We start from the raw sequence: 22,897 nt of genomic DNA, 5'->3' as shown, positions 1-22,897 counted from the left end.
TATCAGGGTATTATCGGGCAGGTAAGAGTTCTTTTCACTCCGCTCAAGGATTGAATTTCCTTGAGAATCAATTCACCAATTTCCCGGTTATTTTCTACCTCTACTAAAGCAATGAGGTCAAAAGGCCCCATAACTCTATCTACCCGCAAAAACTGAGACAATTGAGTTAACTCCTTTTTGATGGCTTGTGCTTTACCAGTTTGTACCTGAACCAGAATATAAGCTTGAACTGACAAAACCAAAACCCCCTATGCTACACTACATAATATCTCGAGAGGTGAGACGAATCACTTCATCAATGTATTGCTTTAACACAACAGGAATCCCAGGAATATCGATATTTAAAAATCCCCGGGTAATGAGGGATAGAGATTCTTCCCGAGAAAGCCCTCGAGAGCGTAGATAATTTACTGCTTCTTCTTCAATGGGACCCACTGCTGCCTCATGAGACAGTCGACTACGGGGAGCTCCATGCACTTCCAGCTCCGGTATAGAAATAATTTCTGCTCTCTGAGAAAATAGTATTCCTTTGCATTCCAGATGGGCTTGCGCTTCATCATGATAAGAAATCAGCTTTCCTCGAGTATAAACTTTAGAACTATCTGCAGCACATACTCGAGAAATCGAATTGCCTCGACACCCGCCTCCCTTCAAAAGCAAAGAAGAACCAACATCGATGTAGGAATCTCCTTTAGCAAAAACAATACTCTGAAAATTGGCATCGGCGTTTTCTCCCTCCATGATAGCCTGAGGAAAAGTTTGCAAAGAAGAGAGAGGTTTAAGTAAAACGTAGGTATTACTGTAGAAAGAATTATTACCCATCTTTACTACCGTACGAGGGCGAACATGAAAATTCTCTCCCCAGTTATGAACCATGGTAAAAGTGAGACGAGAATTATCTCCCAAGTAAAATTCACTAACTCCAATATGCACGCCGCTTTCGTTACCTCGCACTGAAGCACAACCAGTAATCAAATTAGCTTCTGCCCCTTCTTCTAATATTACCAGATTATGAACACTCTGTATTCGAGACTCCTCAGAGAGGAGAAGACAGGCCTGGAGAGGAACTTCTATTTTTTGATGAGCAAAAACCCGAATAAAATAACCCTCCATAGGACAGATTTCAGAAAAAGCAGTGTATTTATCAGCATCTACAGGCACTAATCCCCACCAGTACTCCAGAAGTTCGGGATACTTCTCCAGAGCCTCACTCACTGCCATAATTTCCAATTTACCCTGAAAGGCATCCTGTATTTTCTGATAAACTGCCGAGCGGTCTACCTGAAGATAAGTTGCTGAGCTTTTGTTTTCTTCTAACTCCACTCCCGCATAAAGGGCTGCTTCCCGAAGAGAAGCAGAAATGCTTTCCACGCTATCTACTTCTTCCTGAGAAGAACAGAGATAAAACTCATTAAGGTCTACATCGGGACCTAAAGGTGCTTTTTTATTTAAAGCTTTCTCTGCCCTTTCTTTTATTTCCCTCAAGTAATCTTCTTTTACTTTCATCGTTCACACCTCAAGCATTCCTGATAACCTTTCTCTCTAATATCAACAAAAAGGTCTCGAGGATTACCACGGCATACAATTCGTCCCTCCATAAGGACGTGTCCCACATCAGCATTCAAATATTCTAAAATATATCCAGTGTGGGTAATTATCAGGCCCGACCTCTTTTTCGTCTTTACTTGCTCTCTCTCCAAAAGCTCACTTAAAGCTTTTCCAATCAAAGCAATGTTATCGAGGTCTACCCCTGATTCTGGCTCATCTATGAGAGAAAGAAGAGGACGCTGCAAAAAAAGCTGAAAGAGCTCCGCCCTTTTAGCTTCCCCTCCCGAAAAACCCAAACCAATGCTGCGCTCCAGAAGATAGGTACAGTTAAGTTTTTCCGCTACTTCTTCTATAAGAGAAGAACCCCCATTAACTATTATCTCCCCTAAGGTCCTAAGCTTAACCCCGGGAATGACAGGCATTTTTTGAAAAGCCATACCTATCCCCATCTTAGCCCTCTCTTCCACGGTTAAAGGGAGAATGCTTTCCCCTTGAAAAAGTATATCTCCTCTCGTTACCTCATATCCAGGCATCCCCATAATAGCCATTAAAAGAGTAGTTTTACCCGCTCCGTTAGGACCGAGCAAAATGTGGACCTCGCCCGGTCCAATCTCCAGATTTACATCCTGGAGGACTTCTTCTCCTCCTACTCTAACTCCTAACTCCTTAATTTCTAACATATCATCACCTTCGCTATAATTATAACACTTTATTACTCCAGGCTAAATCATCACCACCTGTGCTCTTTCAAAGCCATTAAAATTGGTAGCTGAAGCCCAGGAATAAGCTCCAATATCAGGAACTACAATCAGATCTTCCAGCTCTAAGGGAGGTAGTAAAACATTCTCTGCCACCACATCTAAAGAATCACAAGTAGGACCGGCCAGAACAGCTGGCAACTCTTCCTTTGATTCTCGCAAAGGTAAGAAACGAAAAGTGGCTTTATCAAAAGGAATGGCAGAAAAAGTTCCGTATATTCCATCATCCAGATAGTACCACGTAATCCCGGAGCGTACCGCTTTTCCAATTACCTTGGTTATCAGAAAAGCTGCACTACCCACTATTACTCTCCCCGGTTCAGCTATAACTCGATAACCATCTTTCAAAAACTCTTGAAGATGGGGATTAATGGCCTTGCTAAATGCTTCCAGGCTTCCTTCTCCTTCTTCCTCATAGAGGCTAAGAGGAAAACCTCCCCCTATATCTATGACAGAAATAGAGATTTCTCCCGAAACTTTTTCTACAATTTCCCTGACTTTTTGCAGAGAATAAAGATAATTATTAACATTTGAGCAGGGAGAACCCACATGGAAACTTATACCTGCTGGCTTAAGTCCCATATTTTTTGCTTGAAGGAGTAGCTCTGGAGCCATATCCGGCTCGGCACCAAATTTGTAGGAAAGATTGGCTCGAGACCCGTTAGAAGGAGTTTTTATCCTGACCAATAACTGGGATTCAGGATAAACCATGGCAATTTTTTTCAGTTCTTCCTCATTATCGTATGTCATAAGGTTTACCCCTATTTGCCGAGCATAGCGCAGACCCTTTTTCCTTTTGATGGTATTAGCAAAAATCATTCTCTCCGGGGGAACTCCTTGGCTTGAAACCAGCTCTATTTCCTGGAAGGAAGCCACATCAAAAGAAGACCCTATCTCTTTCAAGGTTCTGATTATGAAAGGATGAGGATTAGCTTTTACAGCATAGAAAATTTCTATGCCCGGAAAAAATTCTTGAAAAGCACGGTAATTCTGCAACAATTTTTCCTCGCTGACTACAAAAAGAGGAGTATCAAACTGCTTCACCAGAGAAATAATTTCTTCTTCGCTAACTGGTATAGCTCTCTCCCAAACTTGATTAGTTCTGTCCATTAACAGGCGTCACCCACCATGATTTATATGTCACGCTTACTTTTTTACTTTTCAGCGTCCGTGTGCAGTATAATAGCTCAAAGCAGTTTTTGCAAGAATCAAACTTTATTTTTGTGGCTATTTTATGATAGCGTTATAGCTACGGGGGAAAAGCCTTTGTAGCTCTCCTAAACACAAAATTATGCAGATGAGAGCAAGAGGTCAATTCCCTTAGAGAATATATTTTCTATAGCGAGGGTACAGAGAACGATGTAAAAATATAATAAAGGAAGTAGCATGATGCAGAAGTTGCTGGTATCAGTTCTCCCGAATTGTGAAAGAAAATTCAGGAGAGTTAAGGGATATGCTTTGATTCCAGAAATGCTCAAGAAATATCGAGGCAGAAGAAAATATAGAAACTGCTGTGTTAGGGATATAGAGTTTTATAAGAGCTGCCAAAATATTTTTAACTGAAAACTTGACAGGCTCTAAACTTATAATTCCTGACAGTCATGTTTTGTATTTCCACTCTTTGCACTCTGGAGATATACTGTTAAAGTATTATTGCAAGATATTGAAGCCTTATATCGTTTATCAATATTTTAGGAAGGAGAAGAAGGGCATGGATTTGAGAGTTTTATCTCGAGAGGACATTTTCTCACCCCGGCCAGAATGGCGTTTTGAACCAGAAGCTCCCGATTATTTTGCCATGTATTCAAGTCTTTGGGGAGGAATTGTTAAAGACCCGGCTTTAATGCTTATTCCCTTAGATGACCACATGGTCCACCGGGGAGATGGAATATTTGAAGCTTTCAAGTGTGTTAAGGGACATATTTATAATTTTGACGCTCACTTATCCCGATTAGAAAATTCTGCCCGGTTAATTTCTCTAAACTTGCCTTTCGATCTGGAAACTATTAAAGAAATCACTTTAAAAACGGTAGCTATTGCAGAAGTGAAAGATTGCAGAATACGCATCTATGTTTCCCGGGGTCTGGGAAATGCATTTAGTTGTAGCCCGGTAGATTGTAGAAGCCAGCTCTATATTGTGGTATTAAAAGAAAGCGTTCCTCCACCTTATTATTATACCGACGGAGCATCGGCAATAACGAGTTGCATACCTACCAAAGCCTCCTTTTTTGCTCAAGTGAAGTCTTGCAATTATCTCCCCAATGCCTTAGCTCACTTAGAAGCTCATGAAAAGGGAGCAGATTTTGCGATTATGCTCGACCAGCAAGGCTACTTAGCAGAAGGACCGACTCAAAGTATAGCCATAGTGGACCATCAAAAAATATTTAAATACCCCAGACTGGATAATACCCTGAAAGGTACTACTTTACTCCGGGCAGTGGCACTCGCTGAAGAGCTGGTTGAGGCTGGAGAATTAAAATCAATTTCCAGCAGCGATATCTCCAGGGAAGAAGCCTACAATAGCCTGGAGATGTTCGCTTTTACTGTGGGAATTGCTGTAGTGCCAATAGTAAAATATGATGAGAAAGTCATCGGTACTGGAAAACCGGGGCCAGTATTTCGTCGTCTCTTGAAGCTATTTCAAAGAGATTATACAGAAAATAGGGAGCTTTTGACCCACGTTCCTTACGATGAAGTAGCTAATGGTTAGACGATAATTATCACAAAATCCCGGTATTAGCTATGGCTTTCGAACCCTTAGAATGCTACTTTTCGACAGAATTAATAACTAAGATATATTAAAAAAAATAAAACTACTGACACATAAGGCACCGAGAAATCACTTCATAACCATCGGCCTCTTCTATGCTATGAGGTAGTATCAAACAAGGATGGATGGTAATAAATTCAGGAATAGGCTTATTTGCACAAAAACAATCTATCAAATTTGCTATTTCCTGGGCCAGTTGAGAGGGCTTAAAATCCACCACTGCCTCTATCTTTCCCTGAAGCAGAGCAAAAAGCATCTCCGGAGAAGCCTCCAATACCACAAGGGGTGGAGGAGATTCGACCTCAGAAAATTTATCAATCAACTGCCTCCCTGCTTCAGCATTTCCTGCTATTATTAAAGATTTTTCTCTGTTGGAAATCAACTGCTTGAGTGTATCTTTATCATTTTCTCCTATCTCTCTGAAACGGGGATAAAACTCTTCATTTAGCCCCTGCCTCAGGGGTGGAGCAATTTTACCCACTCCCCAGATGGTGAAGTGGTCATCCAGAAAAAGCTTTTCTACTACCTCTCTTCGGAAAACTTCTATTACCTCTTCTACCTCCACCCTTATCTTGCAAGAAGGGAACCCCGAAGGAGGCGCAACTCCTTCCCAGAAAAGAAGCAAAGGTTCTTTATCTTGAGGGATTTGTGACAGAATAGAAGAAAAATATTTTTCCTCACCCAAAAACACTATAAGAAAAGCCTTTTCTGGGGGAAAGCCCAGAGATAGCTCTTCTAAAGAGCAAAGAGGAATTAAACGCACCCGAGAAGGGGAAAGGAGCCTTCTTAAATGAACTTCTAAAAAAGTAGAAAAATAATCGAGAGAAGAAGAAAGAAGCAATACTTGAGGAGCCTCCTGCCCCGGAAGCGGGCTTCCCCCTCCCAGAATTATGAGAATAACTAATAATAAAAAATAACGTTTCAAATTTTTCTTCGGCGAATGAGAAATTGGTTAAGCAGAACACTGCCTATCAAAACTAATCCTAAAGCTCCCAGTTGCCAGATCTGATGAATACCAGCGAGTTGTAAACCATTATTGAGCATAGTTATGATAGCCACACTCAAGAGCACTCCTCCTACTGTTCCTTCTCCTCCTTGAATACTAATACCTCCCAAAACTGCAATAGTAATAGCCTGCAATTCATAACCTGTTCCGATATCCGGTCGAGCACTGGCAATACGAGAAGTAATTACCCAGGCAGCTAAAGCACTCAGTAACCCAGAAAGAGCATAAACAGTAAGCCGTACTCTACTTACATCAATTCCAGAAAAAGTTGCCGCTGTCTCATTGCTTCCCACACCATAAAGTTTTCTTCCCCAGGCTGTGCGGGAAAGCAAAAAGTGGAGAATCAGAAGGACGGGAACAAAAATGAAGAGAACCTGGAAAGGTATTCCCCCTATTCTATGCTGTCCTATGAAGTAAAAAGACTTAGGAAAATTGGAAACTGGCATAGGGTTAGGCCCAAACTGGGGGTCTACAGCAATGATTAGAGCCAGAGAACGATAAATATACATACCAGCTAAGGTAACTATAAGAGGAAGTATCTTGCCCACGCTAACTAATAACCCATTAAATAAACCTGCAGCTAAACCGGTTAACATACCAATCACCACAGCCAGAGAAGGAGACAATCCTACTCTACCAATAAGAACTCCAATAACTATAGCTACCAGACTCATCATTGACCCCACCGAGAGGTCAATCCCTCCCCCACCGGAGAGAATCACCAGAGCTTCTGCCAGTGCCAAAAGGCCCAATTCCACTCCATATTGAGTCATGTTAGTTAGGTTATAGAGGTTTAAAAAACCGGGAACAGTAAAAGACAATAAAATAAATAAGATAACAAAAAGCAAAGACAGGAAAAATACCCGATTGCCAATTATGGTATCCCAGATATCTCTTTTCATCTCGTCTCTCTCCTGGCTCTTATTATGTCAGCTAATACAGAGATAATAATTAGCGCTCCAATCACTAAGCCTTCACTCAACGCCGGTACATTGAGTAGCACCATTCCATTTTTTATAATACCCACCAAAAAAGCTCCCAGTAGACTTCCGATGATAGTTCCCCTTCCTCCCAAGGCACTGGTCCCTCCTAAAACTACCGCTGCAATCACATCCAGTTCAAAGCCCATACCGCTGTTGGTCTGAACAATACCTGTCCGGGCGGCATTGATAAGACCGGCAAATCCTGCTAAAGCTCCAGTTAAAGCATAAACAAAAATAATAGTGCTTTTCAAATTGACTCCTGATACTCGAGCAGCTTCAGGATTATTGCCCACCGCGTAAATATGACGACCCAGGGGTCGATAACTCAAGAAATAGGAAAAAACAATAATGAGGAAAGTAGCAATCCACATAGGAATAGGCACACCTAACCATTTACCCAGACCTATGGTTCGGCAAGCAGGAGGAATACCTGATATCCACCTTCCCCCCAGAGTCTGGAACATCAAAGCCCTGATCAAATTCATCATTCCTAAAGTAGCAATAATAGGAGGAACATCTCCCCAAACTATGATAGCTCCATTCACAAAGCCAATGCCCAATCCCACCAAAACAGCAAGCACCAAAGCTAAAAAGGGAGAATAACCTCCCATAAGAAGATATCCACTAACTACACAGGCCATCCCCAGAGTAGAACCCGCTGAAACATCTATTCCTCCAGTTATTATTACCATAGTCATTCCAATAGCGGTAATGGCCACTCCAGATAGTTGTAACAAGAGGTTAGTAATATTGCTCACCGATAAAAATCTCTCAGTAGTAAAAGAAAAAATAGCGCTAAGAATTAAAATCAAAACTAAAACAGTAAACTCTCTTCTTCTCACTATTCTCTGGAAGTTAATCATGGTTTTCCCTTCCCACTAATCGGATTTACCGGGAAGTACTCTTTCTCCGGTAGCTGCTCTAACAAGGTTGGTAGAACTTATATCTTCTCCTTCAAAAACTCCGGTAATTTTTCCTTCATGCATCACTATTACCCGATCGGCCAACTTTAATACTTCGGGCAACTCAGAAGAAATGATTATCACCACAATACCTCTTTCCACTAACTGAGCAATCATCTGATGAACTTCAGCTTTGGCTGCCACATCTATTCCCCGGGTGGGCTCATCGAGAATAAGTATCCGAGGATTAACCCCCAACCATTTAGCAAGAACTACTTTCTGCTGATTACCTCCGCTTAGGCTAAACACTTTAGCTTCTAATCCAGGAGTGCGAATACTAAGCTCTTTTACATATTTTTCTGCTATTTCTCTTTCTTTTCTGGTATTAACTATACCGAGATGATTGGTTATTTGCCTCAAAATAGAAACAGTGATGTTATAGGAAACACTCAAAATAGGAAAAAGACCCTGGCTTTTGCGGTCCTCGGGAAGATAAGCTATCCCTTGCTCCATAGCATGACGAGGAGAATGGACTTTAAATTTTTCTCCTTGGTAATAAATCTCTCCACTATCCGGAGAAATAATACCAAAGATGGCTTGCGCCACGTCAGTTCTTCCTGAACCAACTAACCCGGAAAAAGCTAATATCTCTCCCTGGAAAGCTTCAAAACTTATATCCTCAAATTTCCCTTTTTTAGTAAGGTTTTTAACCACCAGTACCGGTTGCTCGCTTTTCTCCCCTCCATGTTCTATTTCTTCTACCAGATGTTTACCAGCCATCAATTCCACAATCATTTCTCGATTTACTTCAGAGAGAGGATAGTCCCCTACCACTTCCCCATCCCGCATAACAGTAACTCTATCAGCAATCTGAAAAATCTCTTCCAGACGATGACTTATATAAATTATTCCCACTCCCTGCTCTCTTAATGTTTCAATAATTTGGAACAATCTCTCAGCTTCGTGCTCGGTGAGAATAGCAGTAGGTTCATCAAAAATAATTACTTGAGATTCATAGGCCAGAGCTTTGGCAATTAAAACTAATTGCTGCAGGCCGACGCTCAGCTCCCCCATAGGTTGCCTCAAGAAATGAGGAGCAATGTTCAAGGAAGCAAATAATTCTTGAGCCTTTTCTTCTTGCCGTTTCCAGTCAATATTACCCCGAGGCGTTTTTATTTCCCTCCCCAGGAAAATATTCTCTACCACTGAAAGATAGGGATAAATCAGCGGGTCCTGATAAACTGCAGAAATCCCCATCCCCTGGGCCAATCGAGGAGAAGTTATTTCTACTTTTTGGCCTCCGTACCAGATTTCTCCCTCATCAGGAAGCAGAGCTCCAGATATGATTCGAATTAAAGTAGATTTTCCGGCTCCATTTTCTCCCACTAAAGCATGTACTTCTCCTTGCCGGAGAGAAAAATCCACTCTTTTTAAAGCCCTAACTCCTCCAAAAGATTTGGAAATTTCCCGGCACTCCAGAATAGTAGTTTCCATATTTCAACTCCCTATAATAAAAAGGAGAGGGCCAGAGACCCTCTCCAAAGTTGATTCATAAACTATAGGCTAAAAATCAAAGTCATCTACATTACTGGCATCAAAAACCATTGGTGGTCCCAAAATCAGCATCTTGCTCTCTGCTGCATAACGAGGTTTGGTAGAAATTCCGGGAACTTCATATTCTATTCCTTCTTCAAATTGATTACCATCTAAAAGATATTTGGCCGCCCACACGGTTAAGTAACCCAGGTCTACTGGATTCCACAATACAAATGATTTAACTGCACCATTTTTGACATATGGTCTCATCATAGAGGGCACCGATACTCCAGTCGCTACGATTTCTCCAATTTTCCCCGCCTGAGTTACTGCTTCTGCTACCCCGGGAGCCGAAGTGCTGCACTGACCAATAATACCTTTGAGATTAGGAAAAGCATTGATAAGGTCTAAAGCTACATTAATGGCCAGCTGTACATCTTCTTCAGCATAGCGAATGGTAACTAATTCCATATCAGGATATTCAGCTAACCTCTCCAGCTCGTAAAGAATCCAGGTGTTGAGGTTCCAGGCAGTAGGGCCACAAGAAACGATGGCAAATTCCCCTTCATAATCCATCGCCTTAGCTAACTCATCCATAGTGGTGTAGCCAATTTCTTTTTCTATAGCCTGATTCACAAATAAGTCCCTCACCTCTTGAGCCCCGTCAGTGTCACTCGTTAAAACCAGGATACCTTTCTCCTTAGCTTTTTCGAGAACTGGAGTAATAGCTGCAGGGTCATTAGGAGCAACAGCAATAGCATCTACTCCCTGAGTGATGAGATTATCAATAGTTTCAATCTGTTTTGCAACATCGGCAGTTACTGGACCGGTATAGATGAATTCCCCTCCTAAATCTTCTGCCGCTTTTTTCCCTCCTTCTTCCATAGCATTAAAGTAAGGAATACCAACTAACTTAGGCACAAAAGCAATCTTATATTTCTCCTGAGCAAAAACCGGCAGAGCAAAAACTAAAAGAAACACCAGAGCGAGAACAATGGAAAAACGATACTTTTTCATAAAACCTTCCTCCTTTACCATGTATTTGGTTAATATTAATTATAATATACCCTTTAGATAAGTCAATCCGTTTTTTCCTGATATTTACTCAAATTCCATAACAATCGGAAAAACTTCCTATCAATTTAGCAATGAATAAGTATTAATTCTAACCAATCAGGAAACATTTTTGGAAAAAGGTGATTAAAAACACTGGAAACCGGATAAGAGCAATAAGCTTCAGATAACACAAAGCCATCCTCTGTGTATTAGAAAGATAAAAAGAGATTGGAATTTGAAAAGATAAAGAATGCTCTCCTCGTAGCTTTTAAGCAAACTTGGGTTATAAGGTATAATAATTAAAAAAAATCATCCAAGGAGGTCTGACATGCGCAAAAGGAAATTAGGTTGGACTGATCTCGAACTCACTGTGATAGGCTTTGGTTCCTGGGCTTTAGGAGGAGGAGGGTGGAAATCCGGGTGGGGCCCTCAAGACGATGAGGAGTCCATTGCTGCTATCCATAGAGCCTTAGATTTAGGCATAAATTGGATAGATACTGCCGCTGTTTATGGATTAGGACATTCAGAAGAAATTATAGCTAAAGCCTTAAGAGGTATGAGCGAAAAACCCATTATTGCTACTAAATGCGGATTGGTATGGAACGAGAAGGGAGAAGTTTTTGGGTGCTTAAAAAGAGACAGCATTCGCAAAGAAGTAGAAGACAGCCTCAGACGACTGGAAGTGGAAGTGATAGACCTCTATCAAATCCACTGGCCAGATCCCGACCCCGATATTGAAGAGGCCTGGAGCACCATGGCCGATTTAGTAAAAGAAGGGAAAATCCGTTACGCTGGGGTTTCTAATTTTAACGTGGAACAAATGAAAAGAATTGAAAAAATCCATCCCATCGCTTCTCTGCAACCCCCCTACAGCATGATTATGCGAGATATAGAAAAAGAGATTTTGCCTTATTGTGCAGAAAAAAATATGGGAGTAATAGTGTATAGCCCCATGCAAAAGGGATTGCTAACTGGCAAATTTACCCCGGAGCGGGTGAAAAATCTTCCTCCTGATGACCATCGCCGGAGTGACCCCCAATTTAATGAACCCTTGCTCAGTATCAACCTGGAATTAGTAGAGAAATTAAAACCTATTGCTGAAAAACACGGAAGAACCCTGGCTCAACTGGCCATTGCCTGGGTATTACGACGTCCGGAGGTTACTGCTGCTATAGTGGGAACCCGACGTCCTTCTCAGATTGAAGAAACATTTCCCGCTGGAGATTGGGAGTTAGCCGCTGAAGATATAGAAGCCATCGAGAAACTATTACAAGAAAGAGAAGAAAAAATAAAAAATCTTTAACTTCTGCTTGCTATAAAAAGGTGTCTACCGCCTGGTAGACACCTTTTGTGTTTTATACCTCCAAAATACCCCCTTACGATAAGGATAGCAAATAGTTTCTGTCCCCATCACAAGAAATGATGAGCTCTTCTGAACATTGAAAAAATATTTCCAGGAAAAGAGAAAAAATCTGTTATAATTTCAGAACAGCCAAAAAGAAAGGAGCTTTATTTATGCCTTTAGTCTCTACTCAAACTATTCTAAAATTAGCTGAAGAGAAGAACTTTGCTCTTCCTGCTTTCAACGTTCCTATACCTGAGTTTATTTTGTGGGTTTTGGAAGAAGGAGAAGAAATGCGTGCTCCCCTGATTATTCAGGTAGCTCCGGTGGAATATGAAGCCCTGGATATAAGGATGTTTTATGGAACGTTACTTTTTCTATCTCAGAAATTTTCTATACCCTTTTCTCTCCACTTAGACCATGCTCATCACCTAGAAGATATTCTTTTAGCCATACAAAATGGTTTTTCATCGGTAATGATCGACGGTTCCCGTCTACCTTTAGAAGAAAATATTCGTCTGACCAATAAAGTAATAGAAATTGCCCATCCAGTGGAGGTACTAGTAGAAGGAGAATTAGGAAGAGTAGGAGGATTAGAAGGAGATGAAAGCTGGGAAGAGAAAAGCAAAGAAGAGGATTTCTTTACTTCCCCTCAAGAAGCGCAGGAGTTTACTGGTAAAGCACCAGTAGATATGCTGGCTGTGGCAGTAGGAACTCGTCACGGATTATACAAAGGGAGAACGCCCCAGCTCCAATTTGAGCGCATTAAAGAAATCAGAGCGAAAACCAGTTTACCTCTCGTCATTCATGGAGGAAGCGGTACACCTCGAGAGCAACTACGAAAGGCAGCGCAACTGGGAGTGAGAAAGATAAACTTTAGCACCGCCTTGCGAGTGCAATACTTAAGTGCTTTCCAAGAATACTTAGCGAACCATCCCGAAGAGCTCATGGTGGGTAAAATTTTACAGGGGATAGAAGGCAAAGTAAAAGAAGCGATAAGGGAATGTATAATTGCCTCTTGCGCAGAGGGTAAAGTGTAACGTAAGTTACTCTCCGCATTATTTCCAGATTATTTATCAAACGCCTATCTCTCCTCTCTTTTTTTCTAGGAGAGGAGAGTCTTTTTTTTGAGATTTCATTGTTTCCGATATTCCCGAAGTCAGTAATCGGGAATGTAAATAAGTTTAAAAATTGTAGATTCGGCTCAATCAGTTTTCTTCGTTTTTATCCTCAACACACAACAAAACCCGAAAAATTACCGAATCTCCTTCCCCATAATGAGCACTGATTCTCCCGCCCATCCGCGCCACAGCCTCTTTAGCTAAATATAACCCCACTCCTCTTCCATCAGCTCCTCGAGGAGAAAAAGTAGAAGAAGGTTCAAAAAGCCATTTTATGAATTCTCGAGAAGTGTTAGAGGTAGTATTGCTGAGTTCCAGAAATACACCCTCTTCTTCTCTATTCAATTTAATTTCTGCTCTCCCTTTAGGATAATTAAACTTGAGAGCATTGGAAAACAGGTTAGAAAAAAGGATCAAAAAATCAGCTGAAGAAAAAGGAAATAGGGCCTTTACTTTATCCAAAAGAGAAGTATCTACGCTCAAACTGAGATCTAATCTCCGAATATCATCTTCAAAATTATTTATCACTTCTTCTAAGGTTCGCTTTAGTTCTCCAGCAGTAGAAAACTGGTTTTCTTCTTGAAAAATAGAGGTCAACTGGCGAAGGTTATCCAAAGTAGTCTCTATCCTATTTATTTGCTGCTCCATTTTATAGGAGATATCAAGCAAAAATTGGTCCTTTACTTCTTCTTCTAAGATAACAACATTACCTTCAAGAGCAGTAAGAGGAGTGCGTAACTCATGCCAGAGGGCAGTAGAAAGGTAGTTCATTTCCCGGGATTTTCTTTCTTTTTCTCCTATATCTTCAAGAAAAACTACCTTATCATTTTCTCCTCCCCAAATCCGGAGGTGAAGTTTCAAACTTCCTACCTCTATTACTTGTAAACTCTCTTCTTTTCTCAACCATGTTCCCAGAAGGGGTATTTCCCAGAGAAACGCCTCTCCTTTTTCTTTCCCACCAATGAATTTACCAAAAGAAGAGTTAAACATCACTTTTTCCTTTTGACCATCATAAAAAGCCATCGCCAGAGATAGAGAATCCATAGCTTGTAGAATATTTTCTTTCAGGGATAGAACCTGTTCAGCATTTTCTCGTTCTAGAAGCATATAATGGGTTTTGGACTGCTGATTGCTAATTGACTTTCGATAAAAGTAAATTCCCAATAGAAAAAAAACTATAAGAATTATAAACAGAAAAATATTAAGTAGATTCAAATTTATAACCCACTCCTCGTACCGTCACAATTTTATTCCCACTACTACCCAGTTTTTTCCGCAAATTAGCGATATAAACATCTACTACTCTATCAGTAATAAAACTATCTTCTCCCCAGATGCTATCCAAAATTTGCTGGCGACTGATAACTTTTCCCCGATTTTTAATAAGAAGTTCAAATAAGCGAAATTCTCTCCAGGAAAGGTAAATTTCTTTACCATTTTCTTTTACCATCAGATGATCCGAATCTAACCAGAAATCTCCTATCTTCAAAACTTCTTTTTCAGAAAAAGAAGGAGAGGAAGTTCTCCTCACCACTGCTTTGATTCGGGCTAAAAGTTCTCGAGGATGAAAAGGTTTAGTAACATAATCATCTGCTCCTATTTCCAATCCTAACACCACATCCAGAGGGTCGCTCTTAGCTGTAAGCATAATAATTGGAACGTTTCTAAATCGAGGATACTCTCGAATATAGCGGAAAACCTCTAAACCATCAATACCTGGAAGCATAAGGTCTAAAATAATGACATCGGGAAGAAGAGTATCCATCTTTTCCAGGAAATCTTCACCCCGCAAAAAGGGAAAAACCTGATAACCTTCTTTCTGAAGAAAATAAGTGACAAAATCAACTACGTCTTTCTCGTCTTCTATCAAAACTATATCTAAACCCAAATTATCCTTTCACCCCACCATTACAAAGTTCTGGCACCTTTCCGGGGGATAAAGAGGTTATTTCCCCGAGGTGCTATCTAGTAAACTATATGGGGGGATATTCTCCCCCCATGGTTTTAATCTTCATTTAAAGAAAGAGGAATAAAGCCTTCTTCTTCCACTATGGTTTGCCCCTCAGGACCCAGGACAAAATCAATCAGCTTTTTGACCGCTCCCTGGGGTTCACCATTAATATAGAGATATAATCCTCGAGACAGTGGATATTCTCCAGAAAGTGCTTTTTCGGGACTTGCTTCAACTCCGTTCACAGTAAGAGCTTTGATTTTATCTCCTCCCTGCTGTGCATAGCCCAATCCCACATATCCCATAGCATTGGGGTTACTGACCACTTCATTCAACACTGCCTGGTTAGAGGGAAGACGTAAAGCTTTATCAGCGAGTTCTTCTCCTCTTAAGACGTGTTCGTTAAAGACTTCGAAAGTTCCAGAATTAGTATCGCGAGAAATAATCACTATTTCCCCATCTAAAGCAACCCCTAATTCTTGCCAGTTGCTTATTCCTCCAGTATAGATTTTTTGCAAAGTGTCGACATCGATTTCCGAAATAGGATTAAGATAATTAACTATGACTGAAAGAGCATCTTTAGCTATTTCTATTTCCCGGATATCTAAACCCTTCTCTTTAGCCTTTTGCCACTCTTCTTCTTTCATGTCGCGGGAAGCCATAGCCACATTGGTCACTCCATCCAAAAGAGCAGAAATGCCCACTCCTGAGCCTCCTCCACCTACTGTAACTTCAATGTCTTCGTTTTGAGCCATAAATTCCTCGGCTATTATCTGCATAATAGGTAAAATAGTAGTGGAACCCTGCACATCAACTTTCTCTACCCCCCAGCTCAAGCCGGAAAGAGAGAGGATAAAACATAACACCAAGCTACTTAACAGCACCTTTTTCATTTATCTTACCTCCCTTTTTCTTAATTTTTTATTCTGAAAATATGGTAAGATAAGAATGTTAACTCGGTATTTAAATAAAATTAAACTTTTTTAATATTTTAACATGAAAGGAGAAATAAGTATGGCACAAACTTTTGGTTTAATTGTAGGTAACCGAGGTTTCTTTCCTGATGAGTTAGCCAAAGAAGGAAGGAGTAAAATCCTGGAAGTTTTAGAAAAAAAAGGTTTTGAAGTAGTGGCTCCCAGCACTGAAGACACCAAATTTGGTACTATTGAAACCTGGGAAGATGCTCAGAAATGCGCTCGTCTTTTCGATGAAAACCGCCATCGCATAGAGGGAATTATCATCACTCTGCCCAACTTCGGCGATGAGCGAGCAGCAGCTCAAACTATTCGTCTCTCGGGGTTGAACGTCCCGGTTTTAGTACATGCCTTTCCTGATCAAATCAATGCTCTGGATGTTCAAAATCGGAGGGATAGCTTCTGTGGTAAGCTTTCTATATGCAATAACCTGAAGCAATTCCAGATCCCCTTTTCTCTAACTTCTTATCACACTGAAGACCCTGATTCTTCAATCTTCGGAGAAGATTTAGAGTGGTTTGCGGGAGTATGTCGAGTAGTAAAGGGATTTAAAAACCTAAAAGCTGGAGCTGTTGGAGCACGACCTGCAGCCTTTAATACCGTTCGCTTCTCAGAAAAGATTCTGGAGAGCTATGGAATATCGGTAGAAACCATAGACCTCTCGGAAATAATCGGCAACATGAATAGATTAGATAACAATAATCTGAAAGTAAAGGGGAAATTGCAGGAAATAAAAGATTATATTGATACTGCTGGAATACCCGAAGAAGCGTTGGTAAAAATGGCTAAACTTCTCGTGGTATTAGAAGAATGGATTGAAACTACCGGTGTATCCCTCTTTTCTTTTCAATGCTGGAATTCTATCGAAGAAAATTATGGCATCATGCCCTGTACAGTAATGAGCATGTTCAGCGAAAAATTAATACCCGCAGCCTGCGAAGTAGACCTGGTAGGAGGATTGAGCATGTATGCTCTGCAGCTCGCTTCTCAAAAACCATCTGCTCTCGTGGACTGGAATAATAATTTTGGCGACGACCCCGACAAAGCCATTCTTTTCCACTGCAGCAACTTCCCCAAATCGCTTCTGCAGGGGGCCAGAATGGGATATGGCGACATCATCTCCTCTTCGGTTTCCAAAGAAAAAGCTTACGGGACTTGTTACGGAACTATACCTAATGGAGAGCTAACTCTGGCTCGCTTGGCCACCAATGATGAAGAGGGCAACTTAATATCTTATATAGCAGAAGGAGAAATCACTCCCGATAAGGTTAACACTTTTGGAGGAATAGGGGTAGCAAAAATCGAAGACCTTCAAGATTTACTGAAATACATTTGCATCAATGGTTTTGAACACCACGTAGCTATTAGCTTATCTCAAAGCGGAGATATTTTGTCTGAAGCTTTTGAAAATTACTTAAGGATAGAAACGTACTACCACAACATTTATTAGCTTCCAGGGAGGGAAACCTCAGTTTCCCTCCCTATTTTTTTGTACCTTATTAAGAAATAGAAACTGGAGCAGTAGAGATAAACATACATTTCGGGTAGTAAACTATAAGCGAACCGTACAGTACATAAAGTAGCAATAGGGAGGCGGATGTCACCTCCCCTACTCTTTTTTTACCCAGTTATAATTAAAGTCACCAGAAAAATGAGACTGCCTATAGTGGCTACATAAAGGGGGATGAATTGCTCGACGAAGCGTACCCAAAAAAGATGTAAACCAAACATAACCACTGCTCCAATGAAAATCCGATCAAATAAGTTAGTCTTCATAGGTAAAATCCGCATAATATCCTCCTAATCTTTCACCGCTCCAAAAGTAAGGCCAGTGATAATATGCTGCTGGGCTATACCAATAAATACCACAGCCGGAATTAAACAGACCATAGACACCGCCGCCATTTCACCCCAGTTAGTCCCAATCACGGTAACAAACTCAATTAAACCAGTAGTTATAGTCCGAGCTTTAACATTAGTCAAAATCGAGGCAAACAAATATTCATTCCAGGCAAAAATCCAGGTCAAAATAGCAGTAACCATAATTCCTGGTTTGGCCAAGGGAATAATTACTCTCACCAACACTCCCCAAATAGAACATCCATCGATCATGGCTGCCTCATCCAGTTCTTTCGGTATAGAATCCATCATCCCTTTCAAAAGCCAGATGGCAAAGGGGAGGTTAAAAATACAGTAAAGGATAATTAAACCAATTCTCGTATCTCTCAACCCCAGGCGACTAAATATCAAAAAGAAGGGAACAATAAAAACTGCCGCTGGAGCCATACGGTTGGTAATAGTCCAGAAAAAGATATTACTTGACCCGGGGATCTGAAAACGGGAAAAAGCATAAGTAGACATGACTGCTAAAACTATTACCAAAAGAGTATTACCGGTGGCCACAATCAAAGAATTAGCCAGATAGCGTCCGTATACATCTTGCAAGAAAGGACGGGTATAATTTTCACTATGAAAAGTAGAAGGGAAAAAATTTGGCCCAGAGAAAATTTCCAGTTTAGATTGAGCAGAGATTATAAATGTCCAGTAGATAGGAAACAGAGTAGCTATCGCTATTAAAATACACAAAACATAGATAAAAAAGAGCCGGAGTCCTTTTTTGCTAATTTTCATTTAGACTTCCTCCTGCGAGATGGAAATAAAAGTCAACAATAGCCAGCAGATAACTATGGTTAAATAAAGCAGAAAAAGAGACATAGCCGAACTGTATCCATAATTCATAGATCGCAAAACTTCTCTCACCAAATGGATACTGACAAAACGAGTAGCTGTTCCTGGGCCGCCACTGGTTAACATCCATACTTCATCAAAGACACGGAAAGTATCCATAATCCGGATAAACAAGGTAGTTAAAATCACTGGCCGAAGGAGAGGCAGAGTAATATAACGAAAAGTTTGCCAGCGATTGGCCCCATCTACCAAAGAAGCCTCATACGGGTCTTTGGGTAAAGAAGCCAATCCAGCCATAAAAGTTAAAATTACGAATGGAGTCCAATGCCAGACATCCATAAAAACAGTGGTGGCAAACGCCTGAGTAGCATTTACCCCGATATTATAGTCAACCCCGATTTTTCCCAAAAAATAGGGAAGTGGACCGACATCAGGATTAGTGAGTAATACCCACATACTCCCAATGCTAACGGGAGCCATAGCCAGAGGCAATGCCATAATCGTCCGAAAAACACCTTTACCTTTAAACTCATAAGTGAGGACATTGGCAATCAAAAGTCCTAAAGGTATTTCAACGAGACAGCAAATAGCCACAAAGGTAAGACCCAAGCTTAAAGACTTTAAAAAAGAGGCATCAAATACCAGTTTGCGGAAATTATCGAAACCGACATAAACCATTCCCGTCTTGGAAAACACACTGTATTTAAAAACACTCAAATAAATGACGTATATAACCGGGATTACCCCGATAAGAATCATTAAAATAAGTGTGGGGGATATTAACCCCCACACTTGAGTCTTTTTTACTCGCAAACTCTCTACCTCCTAATAGCCTAGCTCTTCCATTAATTCGTCAGCTTCTTTAGCTAAGTTATCCAGGCATTCTTCAGGAGAAACTTCTCCGGCCACTGCCCGGGAAATCCACTGGAGATAAAGCTCATTGAGTGGTGTTTGCATGGGTAGAGGAGGACATCCGGCAAAAAGATGACCCTTTTCCTGCATGACAGTGTAGTAGCCACCCATTGCTACATTTAATTCATCGATTATTGGATCTTCAAAGGCAGATTTCCTTACCACAGTAGTAGCTAATTCAGCAAACTCTGGCTGCCATTCTTTACGAGTACACCACTGGATGAAAAGCCAAGCAGCTTCTTTGTTTTTGGAGCAGTAAGGAATTCCCCAAGCTCCACCATCATAGTAACCGATGTATCCTTCGCCAGCTTCAGCTGCTTCCATAACACCCGGTTTAGCAGGTGGAATGTCAATTGCAACTTTGCCGATCACCACCGACCGATCGGGGTCATGAGCTAACCAACCTAAGTTTTCCATATAAAGGAACCCTTGGGCAATTATCCCGGTTCCAAACACAGCTGCTGCCTCATCCCAGGTATAAGTTCTGACTCCTGGAGGAGCATATTGTAACATGTCAACATACCAGCCAAGAGCTTCTTTCGCGGTATCGCTGTTTAGAGTGCCTCCATTTTCTACGCTGGTTCTCATATTTTCTAGATTTATTCCCCAATTGTATACACCCCAGGGAGGCCAAATAGTTTCACAAAGTTCATAAGCCAAACAAGGATGGGTCTTTGCTTGCGCTACGTGTCCATAAAGTTCTATACCTTTTTCTTTTCCGTATTCAGTGAAGAATTTAGCAATATCCTCGTATTGCTCCCAGGTAGTAGGAACAGCCAAGTCATATCCATACTTCTCTTTAAAAGCAGCTTGAATATCAGAATCATTGAACAAGTCCGTGCGGTAAATATAGGTCTTCAGAAAAGCTTCAAAGGGGATACCATAAAGTTCTCCGTCTTTGCCTTTAAAGTAATCAATAAAACTGGTAAAATCTGGAAGATCAAAATCAGGTTCAGTTAAATCAGCATTATCGACAAAAGGAGTTAAATCGGTTAGCCAATCTTGCTCTATGTAGCTGTAAACTGCATCCTGCTCCAGGTAGACAAAATCGTATATCCCGGCTCCCGCCTGCATGTCCTGAATTTCTTTATTATACATCTCATCCCAGGAGGTGGTTTCAAGCTCTACTTTAATTCCGGTTAACTCTTCAAACGCGGGAACAGCTATCTCTGCTATAGCTTTAGATGGAGGAGTGCTTTCCGACACACCGTGAATCACCACTCCTTTATAAGGCTCGGCTGCTTTTTTCCACCAATCAGGATTAGCTACCTGAGCAAAAACCATGGTAGGAACCAGCAGAAAACACAAAACAAAAACTACAGTTAATAAACGTCTTCTCACAAAAAATCGTCTCCTTTCTTTTTTGGTTCTTTCACAATCCCAAAAACTAAATAAACTTCTCCCATCTTAAAACCTTACTATCACCTCCCTCACCATATCGTATAGCCTCCATCCATAACCAGAACGCTTCCCGTAACATAAGAAGAAGCAGGAGAAGCCAGAAAAACACAGGGACCTTTAATTTCTTCCGGGTTACCCAGACGACCAAAAGGAGTAAGCTTTTTCCACAGGTCAGCATAATCAGGATATTCTTTCAAAAGGTCACCCACTAATTGCGTTTCCATGTAACCGGGAGCAATGGTGTTAACCCGAATATTGTAAGGAGCCCACTCGGAGGCCAGAGATTTAGTTAGCATAATTACTCCCGCTTTTGAGGAGTTATAATGAGATTGAGCCTGAGGAGTATTGACTACTAATCCCGACATAGAAGAAATATTTATAATACTCCCTTTTTTTCTTTTAATCATCTCTCTTCCCACTGCCTGGCAACACAAAAATACTCCATTTAAGTTGACGTCCAGAACTTTTTTCCAATCCTCCTCTGGCATTTCTTCTGCCTTCATCCATTGTCCCACCCCAGCAGAAGTTACAAGAATATCAATTTTGCCGAAACGCTCCAGAGTTTTCTCAACCATTTCCCCTACTTCTCCTTTTTTGGTAACATCAACGCAGAGAGCCAGAGAATCCACTCCCAAAGACTGAATATGAGAGGCAACTTTCTGAGCTTTTTCCAGATTCAAATCTGCCACTACTACCTGAGCTCCTGCTTCCCCTAAAGCGATGGACATTTGTTCTCCTAAACCTTGTGCTCCACCGGTAACAATAGCTACTTCTCCTTGCAGGCTAAAAAGATCTTTGACATTTGAGGGCATATTCTTATCCTCCTTATACTAAGAAAATTGCGTCAGGGTTTTGGTCGGGGCGAGCCGATTTGAACGGCCGACCACTCGCACCCCAAGCGAGTGCGCTTGCCAGGCTGCGCCACGCCCCGACCACATTTGTATAAAACGATTATAGGTAGAAGAACAAAGATTGTCAATGCTCCGGTGACTCGGGATTAATCACTTTTACTACAATTTCTCCTGGTTTTACCAATTGCAATCGCTCTCGAGCCAATTTTTCTACATACCAATCTTCGTCTAAGTATTCTCTCTCTTTTTCTAACCTCTCCACTTCCTCAGATAGTGCGCTTTCCCTCTTTTCTAACTCTTTCATCTCCCGAGCAAGGTCAAAATAATCTACCAATTTATTACTCAGGCGCAAGTTAAAAGAAAACAGAGAAAGCGCCAAGAAAGCGATGAACAGAAACTTCTCCCATCCCTTTTCAGTAACCGGAAACTTTGAAAACCTCTTTTCCTCGGAAAATAGCGGCATTATCCAGCTCTTCCTCGATTCTTAATAGCTGATTATACTTAGCTGTTCTCTCTGAACGACAGAGAGAACCGGTTTTTATTTGACCAGCGTTGCATCCCACCGCAAGATCGGCAATAGTGCTATCCTCAGTTTCTCCTGAGCGGTGAGAGATAACCGAGGTATATCCAGCTCTCTTGGCTATTTCAATAGTTTCTAAAGTCTCGGTGAGAGTTCCAATTTGATTTAACTTAATAAGAATGGAATTACAACATTTCTCCCGAATCCCCCGGAGTAACCTTTCTTTGTTGGTTACAAACAGGTCATCACCTACTAACTGCACCTTATCACCCAGGGCAAAAGTGAGCTTTTTCCATCCTTCCCAGTCTTCCTCGGCTAAACCATCTTCGATAGAAATGACAGGATAATTTTCTACCAAACGGCGGTAAAAATCAATCAAAACTATATCTAAACCCAAATTATCCTTTCACCTCACCATTACAAAGTTCTGGCACCTTTCCGGAGGATAAAGAGGTTATTTCCCCGAGGTGCTATCTAGTAAACTATATGGGGGGATATTCTCCCCCCATGGTTTTAATCTTCATTTAAAGAAAGAGGAATAAAGCCTTCTTCTTCCACTATGGTTTGCCCCTCAGGAC

General features: G+C 41.0%; 22 protein-coding genes, 1 tRNA gene and 1 pseudogene. 4 read left to right on the top strand and 20 right to left on the bottom strand.

Annotated elements, in window-relative coordinates:
- Nucleotides 1-2: 2 nt before the first annotated feature.
- From GXZ17_RS02445 to GXZ17_RS02430, 4 genes are read right to left on the bottom strand one after another with little or no spacing between them, the layout of a single operon-like run.
- Nucleotides 3-236 carry an Lrp/AsnC ligand binding domain-containing protein gene (locus GXZ17_RS02445; RefSeq protein ID WP_409375704.1) on the bottom strand — a complete coding sequence of 78 codons (234 nt, stop codon included), beginning with the start codon at nucleotides 234-236 and terminating at the stop codon, nucleotides 3-5.
- 22 nt (nucleotides 237-258) lie between these two features.
- Nucleotides 259-1,506, bottom strand: coding sequence for a SufB/SufD family protein (locus GXZ17_RS02440; protein ID WP_409375703.1), 1,248 nt, complete (start codon nucleotides 1,504-1,506; stop codon nucleotides 259-261).
- Complete coding sequence (locus GXZ17_RS02435; RefSeq protein ID WP_409375702.1) at nucleotides 1,503-2,228, bottom strand: ABC transporter ATP-binding protein; 726 nt, start codon at nucleotides 2,226-2,228, stop codon at nucleotides 1,503-1,505. The genes GXZ17_RS02440 and GXZ17_RS02435 overlap by 4 nt, the downstream gene beginning before the upstream one ends.
- Before the next feature lie 42 nt (nucleotides 2,229-2,270).
- Nucleotides 2,271-3,416 (bottom strand): type III PLP-dependent enzyme, encoded by a 1,146-nt coding sequence (locus GXZ17_RS02430; RefSeq protein ID WP_409375701.1) that lies wholly within the window; start codon nucleotides 3,414-3,416, stop codon nucleotides 2,271-2,273.
- 601 nt (nucleotides 3,417-4,017) lie between these two features.
- On the opposite strand from GXZ17_RS02430, the gene GXZ17_RS02425 reads away from it, so the two are divergent.
- On the top strand, nucleotides 4,018-5,016 hold the full coding sequence (locus GXZ17_RS02425; RefSeq protein ID WP_409375700.1) for an aminotransferase class IV: 999 nt from the start codon (nucleotides 4,018-4,020) through the stop codon (nucleotides 5,014-5,016).
- A 103-nt stretch (nucleotides 5,017-5,119) separates the two neighbouring features.
- Here GXZ17_RS02425 and GXZ17_RS02420 read toward each other — a convergent pair whose 3' ends face one another.
- The 5 genes from GXZ17_RS02420 to GXZ17_RS02400 all read right to left on the bottom strand — a co-directional run bounded on the left by GXZ17_RS02420 (nucleotide 5,120) and on the right by GXZ17_RS02400 (nucleotide 10,520).
- The gene (locus GXZ17_RS02420) at nucleotides 5,120-6,001 is read right to left on the bottom strand and encodes a hypothetical protein (protein WP_409375699.1); all 882 of its coding nucleotides are present in this window, start codon (nucleotides 5,999-6,001) and stop codon (nucleotides 5,120-5,122) included.
- Nucleotides 5,998-6,984 carry an ABC transporter permease gene (locus GXZ17_RS02415; RefSeq protein ID WP_409375698.1) on the bottom strand — a complete coding sequence of 329 codons (987 nt, stop codon included), beginning with the start codon at nucleotides 6,982-6,984 and terminating at the stop codon, nucleotides 5,998-6,000. The genes GXZ17_RS02420 and GXZ17_RS02415 overlap by 4 nt, the downstream gene beginning before the upstream one ends.
- Nucleotides 6,981-7,928 (bottom strand): ABC transporter permease, encoded by a 948-nt coding sequence (locus GXZ17_RS02410; protein WP_409375697.1) that lies wholly within the window; start codon nucleotides 7,926-7,928, stop codon nucleotides 6,981-6,983. The genes GXZ17_RS02415 and GXZ17_RS02410 overlap by 4 nt, the downstream gene beginning before the upstream one ends.
- Nucleotides 7,929-7,943: 15 nt before the next feature.
- Nucleotides 7,944-9,461, bottom strand: coding sequence for a sugar ABC transporter ATP-binding protein (locus tag GXZ17_RS02405; protein ID WP_409375696.1), 1,518 nt, complete (start codon nucleotides 9,459-9,461; stop codon nucleotides 7,944-7,946).
- A gap of 69 nt (nucleotides 9,462-9,530) precedes the next feature.
- Nucleotides 9,531-10,520 (bottom strand): autoinducer 2 ABC transporter substrate-binding protein, encoded by a 990-nt coding sequence (locus tag GXZ17_RS02400; RefSeq protein WP_409375695.1) that lies wholly within the window; start codon nucleotides 10,518-10,520, stop codon nucleotides 9,531-9,533.
- Nucleotides 10,521-10,887: 367 nt separating this feature from the next.
- Here GXZ17_RS02400 and GXZ17_RS02395 point away from each other — a divergent pair, with 367 nt between their 5' ends.
- Together GXZ17_RS02395 and GXZ17_RS02390 are read left to right on the top strand one after the other, a co-directional pair.
- The gene (locus GXZ17_RS02395) at nucleotides 10,888-11,862 is read left to right on the top strand and encodes an aldo/keto reductase (RefSeq protein WP_409375694.1); all 975 of its coding nucleotides are present in this window, start codon (nucleotides 10,888-10,890) and stop codon (nucleotides 11,860-11,862) included.
- Between the two features lie 212 nt (nucleotides 11,863-12,074).
- Nucleotides 12,075-12,941 (top strand): ketose-bisphosphate aldolase, encoded by an 867-nt coding sequence (locus tag GXZ17_RS02390; protein ID WP_409375693.1) that lies wholly within the window; start codon nucleotides 12,075-12,077, stop codon nucleotides 12,939-12,941.
- Between the two features lie 168 nt (nucleotides 12,942-13,109).
- On the opposite strand, the gene GXZ17_RS02385 is transcribed toward GXZ17_RS02390, so the two are convergent.
- The 3 genes from GXZ17_RS02385 to GXZ17_RS02375 all read right to left on the bottom strand — a co-directional run bounded on the left by GXZ17_RS02385 (nucleotide 13,110) and on the right by GXZ17_RS02375 (nucleotide 15,866).
- On the bottom strand, nucleotides 13,110-14,129 hold the full coding sequence (locus GXZ17_RS02385; protein WP_409375692.1) for a sensor histidine kinase: 1,020 nt from the start codon (nucleotides 14,127-14,129) through the stop codon (nucleotides 13,110-13,112).
- A gap of 94 nt (nucleotides 14,130-14,223) precedes the next feature.
- Nucleotides 14,224-14,910, bottom strand: coding sequence for a response regulator (locus tag GXZ17_RS02380; RefSeq protein WP_409375691.1), 687 nt, complete (start codon nucleotides 14,908-14,910; stop codon nucleotides 14,224-14,226).
- A 116-nt stretch (nucleotides 14,911-15,026) separates the two neighbouring features.
- Entirely contained in the window at nucleotides 15,027-15,866 is an 840-nt protein-coding gene (locus tag GXZ17_RS02375) for a phosphate ABC transporter substrate-binding protein (RefSeq protein ID WP_409375690.1), read from the bottom strand.
- A gap of 121 nt (nucleotides 15,867-15,987) precedes the next feature.
- On the opposite strand from GXZ17_RS02375, the gene GXZ17_RS02370 reads away from it, so the two are divergent.
- A complete protein-coding gene (locus tag GXZ17_RS02370) occupies nucleotides 15,988-17,397 on the top strand; it encodes an L-fucose/L-arabinose isomerase family protein (RefSeq protein WP_409375689.1) in 1,410 nt (469 codons plus the stop codon).
- 170 nt (nucleotides 17,398-17,567) lie between these two features.
- On the opposite strand, the gene GXZ17_RS02365 is transcribed toward GXZ17_RS02370, so the two are convergent.
- The 8 genes and pseudogenes from GXZ17_RS02365 to eno all read right to left on the bottom strand — a co-directional run.
- Nucleotides 17,568-17,738: a hypothetical protein gene (locus GXZ17_RS02365; RefSeq protein WP_409375688.1), complete on the bottom strand. Its 171-nt coding sequence runs from the start codon at nucleotides 17,736-17,738 to the stop codon at nucleotides 17,568-17,570.
- A gap of 9 nt (nucleotides 17,739-17,747) precedes the next feature.
- Nucleotides 17,748-18,578, bottom strand: coding sequence for a carbohydrate ABC transporter permease (locus GXZ17_RS02360; protein WP_409375687.1), 831 nt, complete (start codon nucleotides 18,576-18,578; stop codon nucleotides 17,748-17,750).
- Nucleotides 18,579-19,448 (bottom strand): carbohydrate ABC transporter permease, encoded by an 870-nt coding sequence (locus tag GXZ17_RS02355; protein ID WP_409375686.1) that lies wholly within the window; start codon nucleotides 19,446-19,448, stop codon nucleotides 18,579-18,581.
- A 12-nt stretch (nucleotides 19,449-19,460) separates the two neighbouring features.
- A complete protein-coding gene (locus tag GXZ17_RS02350) occupies nucleotides 19,461-20,888 on the bottom strand; it encodes an ABC transporter substrate-binding protein (protein WP_409375685.1) in 1,428 nt (475 codons plus the stop codon).
- 89 nt (nucleotides 20,889-20,977) lie between these two features.
- The gene (locus GXZ17_RS02345) at nucleotides 20,978-21,760 is read right to left on the bottom strand and encodes an SDR family NAD(P)-dependent oxidoreductase (RefSeq protein WP_409375684.1); all 783 of its coding nucleotides are present in this window, start codon (nucleotides 21,758-21,760) and stop codon (nucleotides 20,978-20,980) included.
- A 41-nt stretch (nucleotides 21,761-21,801) separates the two neighbouring features.
- Nucleotides 21,802-21,879, bottom strand: a tRNA-Pro gene (locus tag GXZ17_RS02340).
- 44 nt (nucleotides 21,880-21,923) lie between these two features.
- Nucleotides 21,924-22,262 (bottom strand): FtsB family cell division protein, encoded by a 339-nt coding sequence (locus tag GXZ17_RS02335; protein ID WP_409375683.1) that lies wholly within the window; start codon nucleotides 22,260-22,262, stop codon nucleotides 21,924-21,926.
- Nucleotides 22,213-22,698: pseudogene (eno, locus tag GXZ17_RS02330) on the bottom strand (phosphopyruvate hydratase); the annotation flags it as partial. The pseudogene eno and the gene GXZ17_RS02335, both read right to left, overlap by 50 nt.
- Nucleotides 22,699-22,897: the final 199 nt, after the last annotated feature.

Source organism: Candidatus Sordicultor fermentans, from assembly GCF_012728195.1.
Lineage (GTDB): Bacteria > Atribacterota > Atribacteria > Atribacterales > Caldatribacteriaceae > Sordicultor > Sordicultor fermentans.
Note: the sequence above shows the minus strand (reverse complement) of the source record. Positions and strands in the feature narration are given on the sequence as shown.

Excerpts from the sequence above, each read along its gene's own strand:
- GXZ17_RS02440 (WP_409375703.1), bottom strand. The coding sequence starts at position 1,506 with ATGAAAGTAAAAGAAGATTACTTGAGGGAAATAAAAGAAAGGGCAGAG.
- GXZ17_RS02435 (WP_409375702.1), bottom strand. The coding sequence starts at position 2,228 with ATGTTAGAAATTAAGGAGTTAGGAGTTAGAGTAGGAGGAGAAGAAGTC.
- GXZ17_RS02430 (WP_409375701.1), bottom strand. The coding sequence starts at position 3,416 with ATGGACAGAACTAATCAAGTTTGGGAGAGAGCTATACCAGTTAGCGAA.
- GXZ17_RS02425 (WP_409375700.1), top strand. The coding sequence starts at position 4,018 with ATGGATTTGAGAGTTTTATCTCGAGAGGACATTTTCTCACCCCGGCCA.
- GXZ17_RS02415 (WP_409375698.1), bottom strand. The coding sequence starts at position 6,984 with ATGAAAAGAGATATCTGGGATACCATAATTGGCAATCGGGTATTTTTC.
- GXZ17_RS02410 (WP_409375697.1), bottom strand. The coding sequence starts at position 7,928 with ATGATTAACTTCCAGAGAATAGTGAGAAGAAGAGAGTTTACTGTTTTA.
- GXZ17_RS02405 (WP_409375696.1), bottom strand. The coding sequence starts at position 9,461 with ATGGAAACTACTATTCTGGAGTGCCGGGAAATTTCCAAATCTTTTGGA.
- GXZ17_RS02400 (WP_409375695.1), bottom strand. The coding sequence starts at position 10,520 with ATGAAAAAGTATCGTTTTTCCATTGTTCTCGCTCTGGTGTTTCTTTTA.
- GXZ17_RS02395 (WP_409375694.1), top strand. The coding sequence starts at position 10,888 with ATGCGCAAAAGGAAATTAGGTTGGACTGATCTCGAACTCACTGTGATA.
- GXZ17_RS02390 (WP_409375693.1), top strand. The coding sequence starts at position 12,075 with ATGCCTTTAGTCTCTACTCAAACTATTCTAAAATTAGCTGAAGAGAAG.
- GXZ17_RS02385 (WP_409375692.1), bottom strand. The coding sequence starts at position 14,129 with ATGCTTCTAGAACGAGAAAATGCTGAACAGGTTCTATCCCTGAAAGAA.
- GXZ17_RS02375 (WP_409375690.1), bottom strand. The coding sequence starts at position 15,866 with ATGAAAAAGGTGCTGTTAAGTAGCTTGGTGTTATGTTTTATCCTCTCT.
- GXZ17_RS02370 (WP_409375689.1), top strand. The coding sequence starts at position 15,988 with ATGGCACAAACTTTTGGTTTAATTGTAGGTAACCGAGGTTTCTTTCCT.
- GXZ17_RS02365 (WP_409375688.1), bottom strand. The coding sequence starts at position 17,738 with ATGCGGATTTTACCTATGAAGACTAACTTATTTGATCGGATTTTCATT.
- GXZ17_RS02360 (WP_409375687.1), bottom strand. The coding sequence starts at position 18,578 with ATGAAAATTAGCAAAAAAGGACTCCGGCTCTTTTTTATCTATGTTTTG.
- GXZ17_RS02345 (WP_409375684.1), bottom strand. The coding sequence starts at position 21,760 with ATGCCCTCAAATGTCAAAGATCTTTTTAGCCTGCAAGGAGAAGTAGCT.
- GXZ17_RS02335 (WP_409375683.1), bottom strand. The coding sequence starts at position 22,262 with ATGCCGCTATTTTCCGAGGAAAAGAGGTTTTCAAAGTTTCCGGTTACT.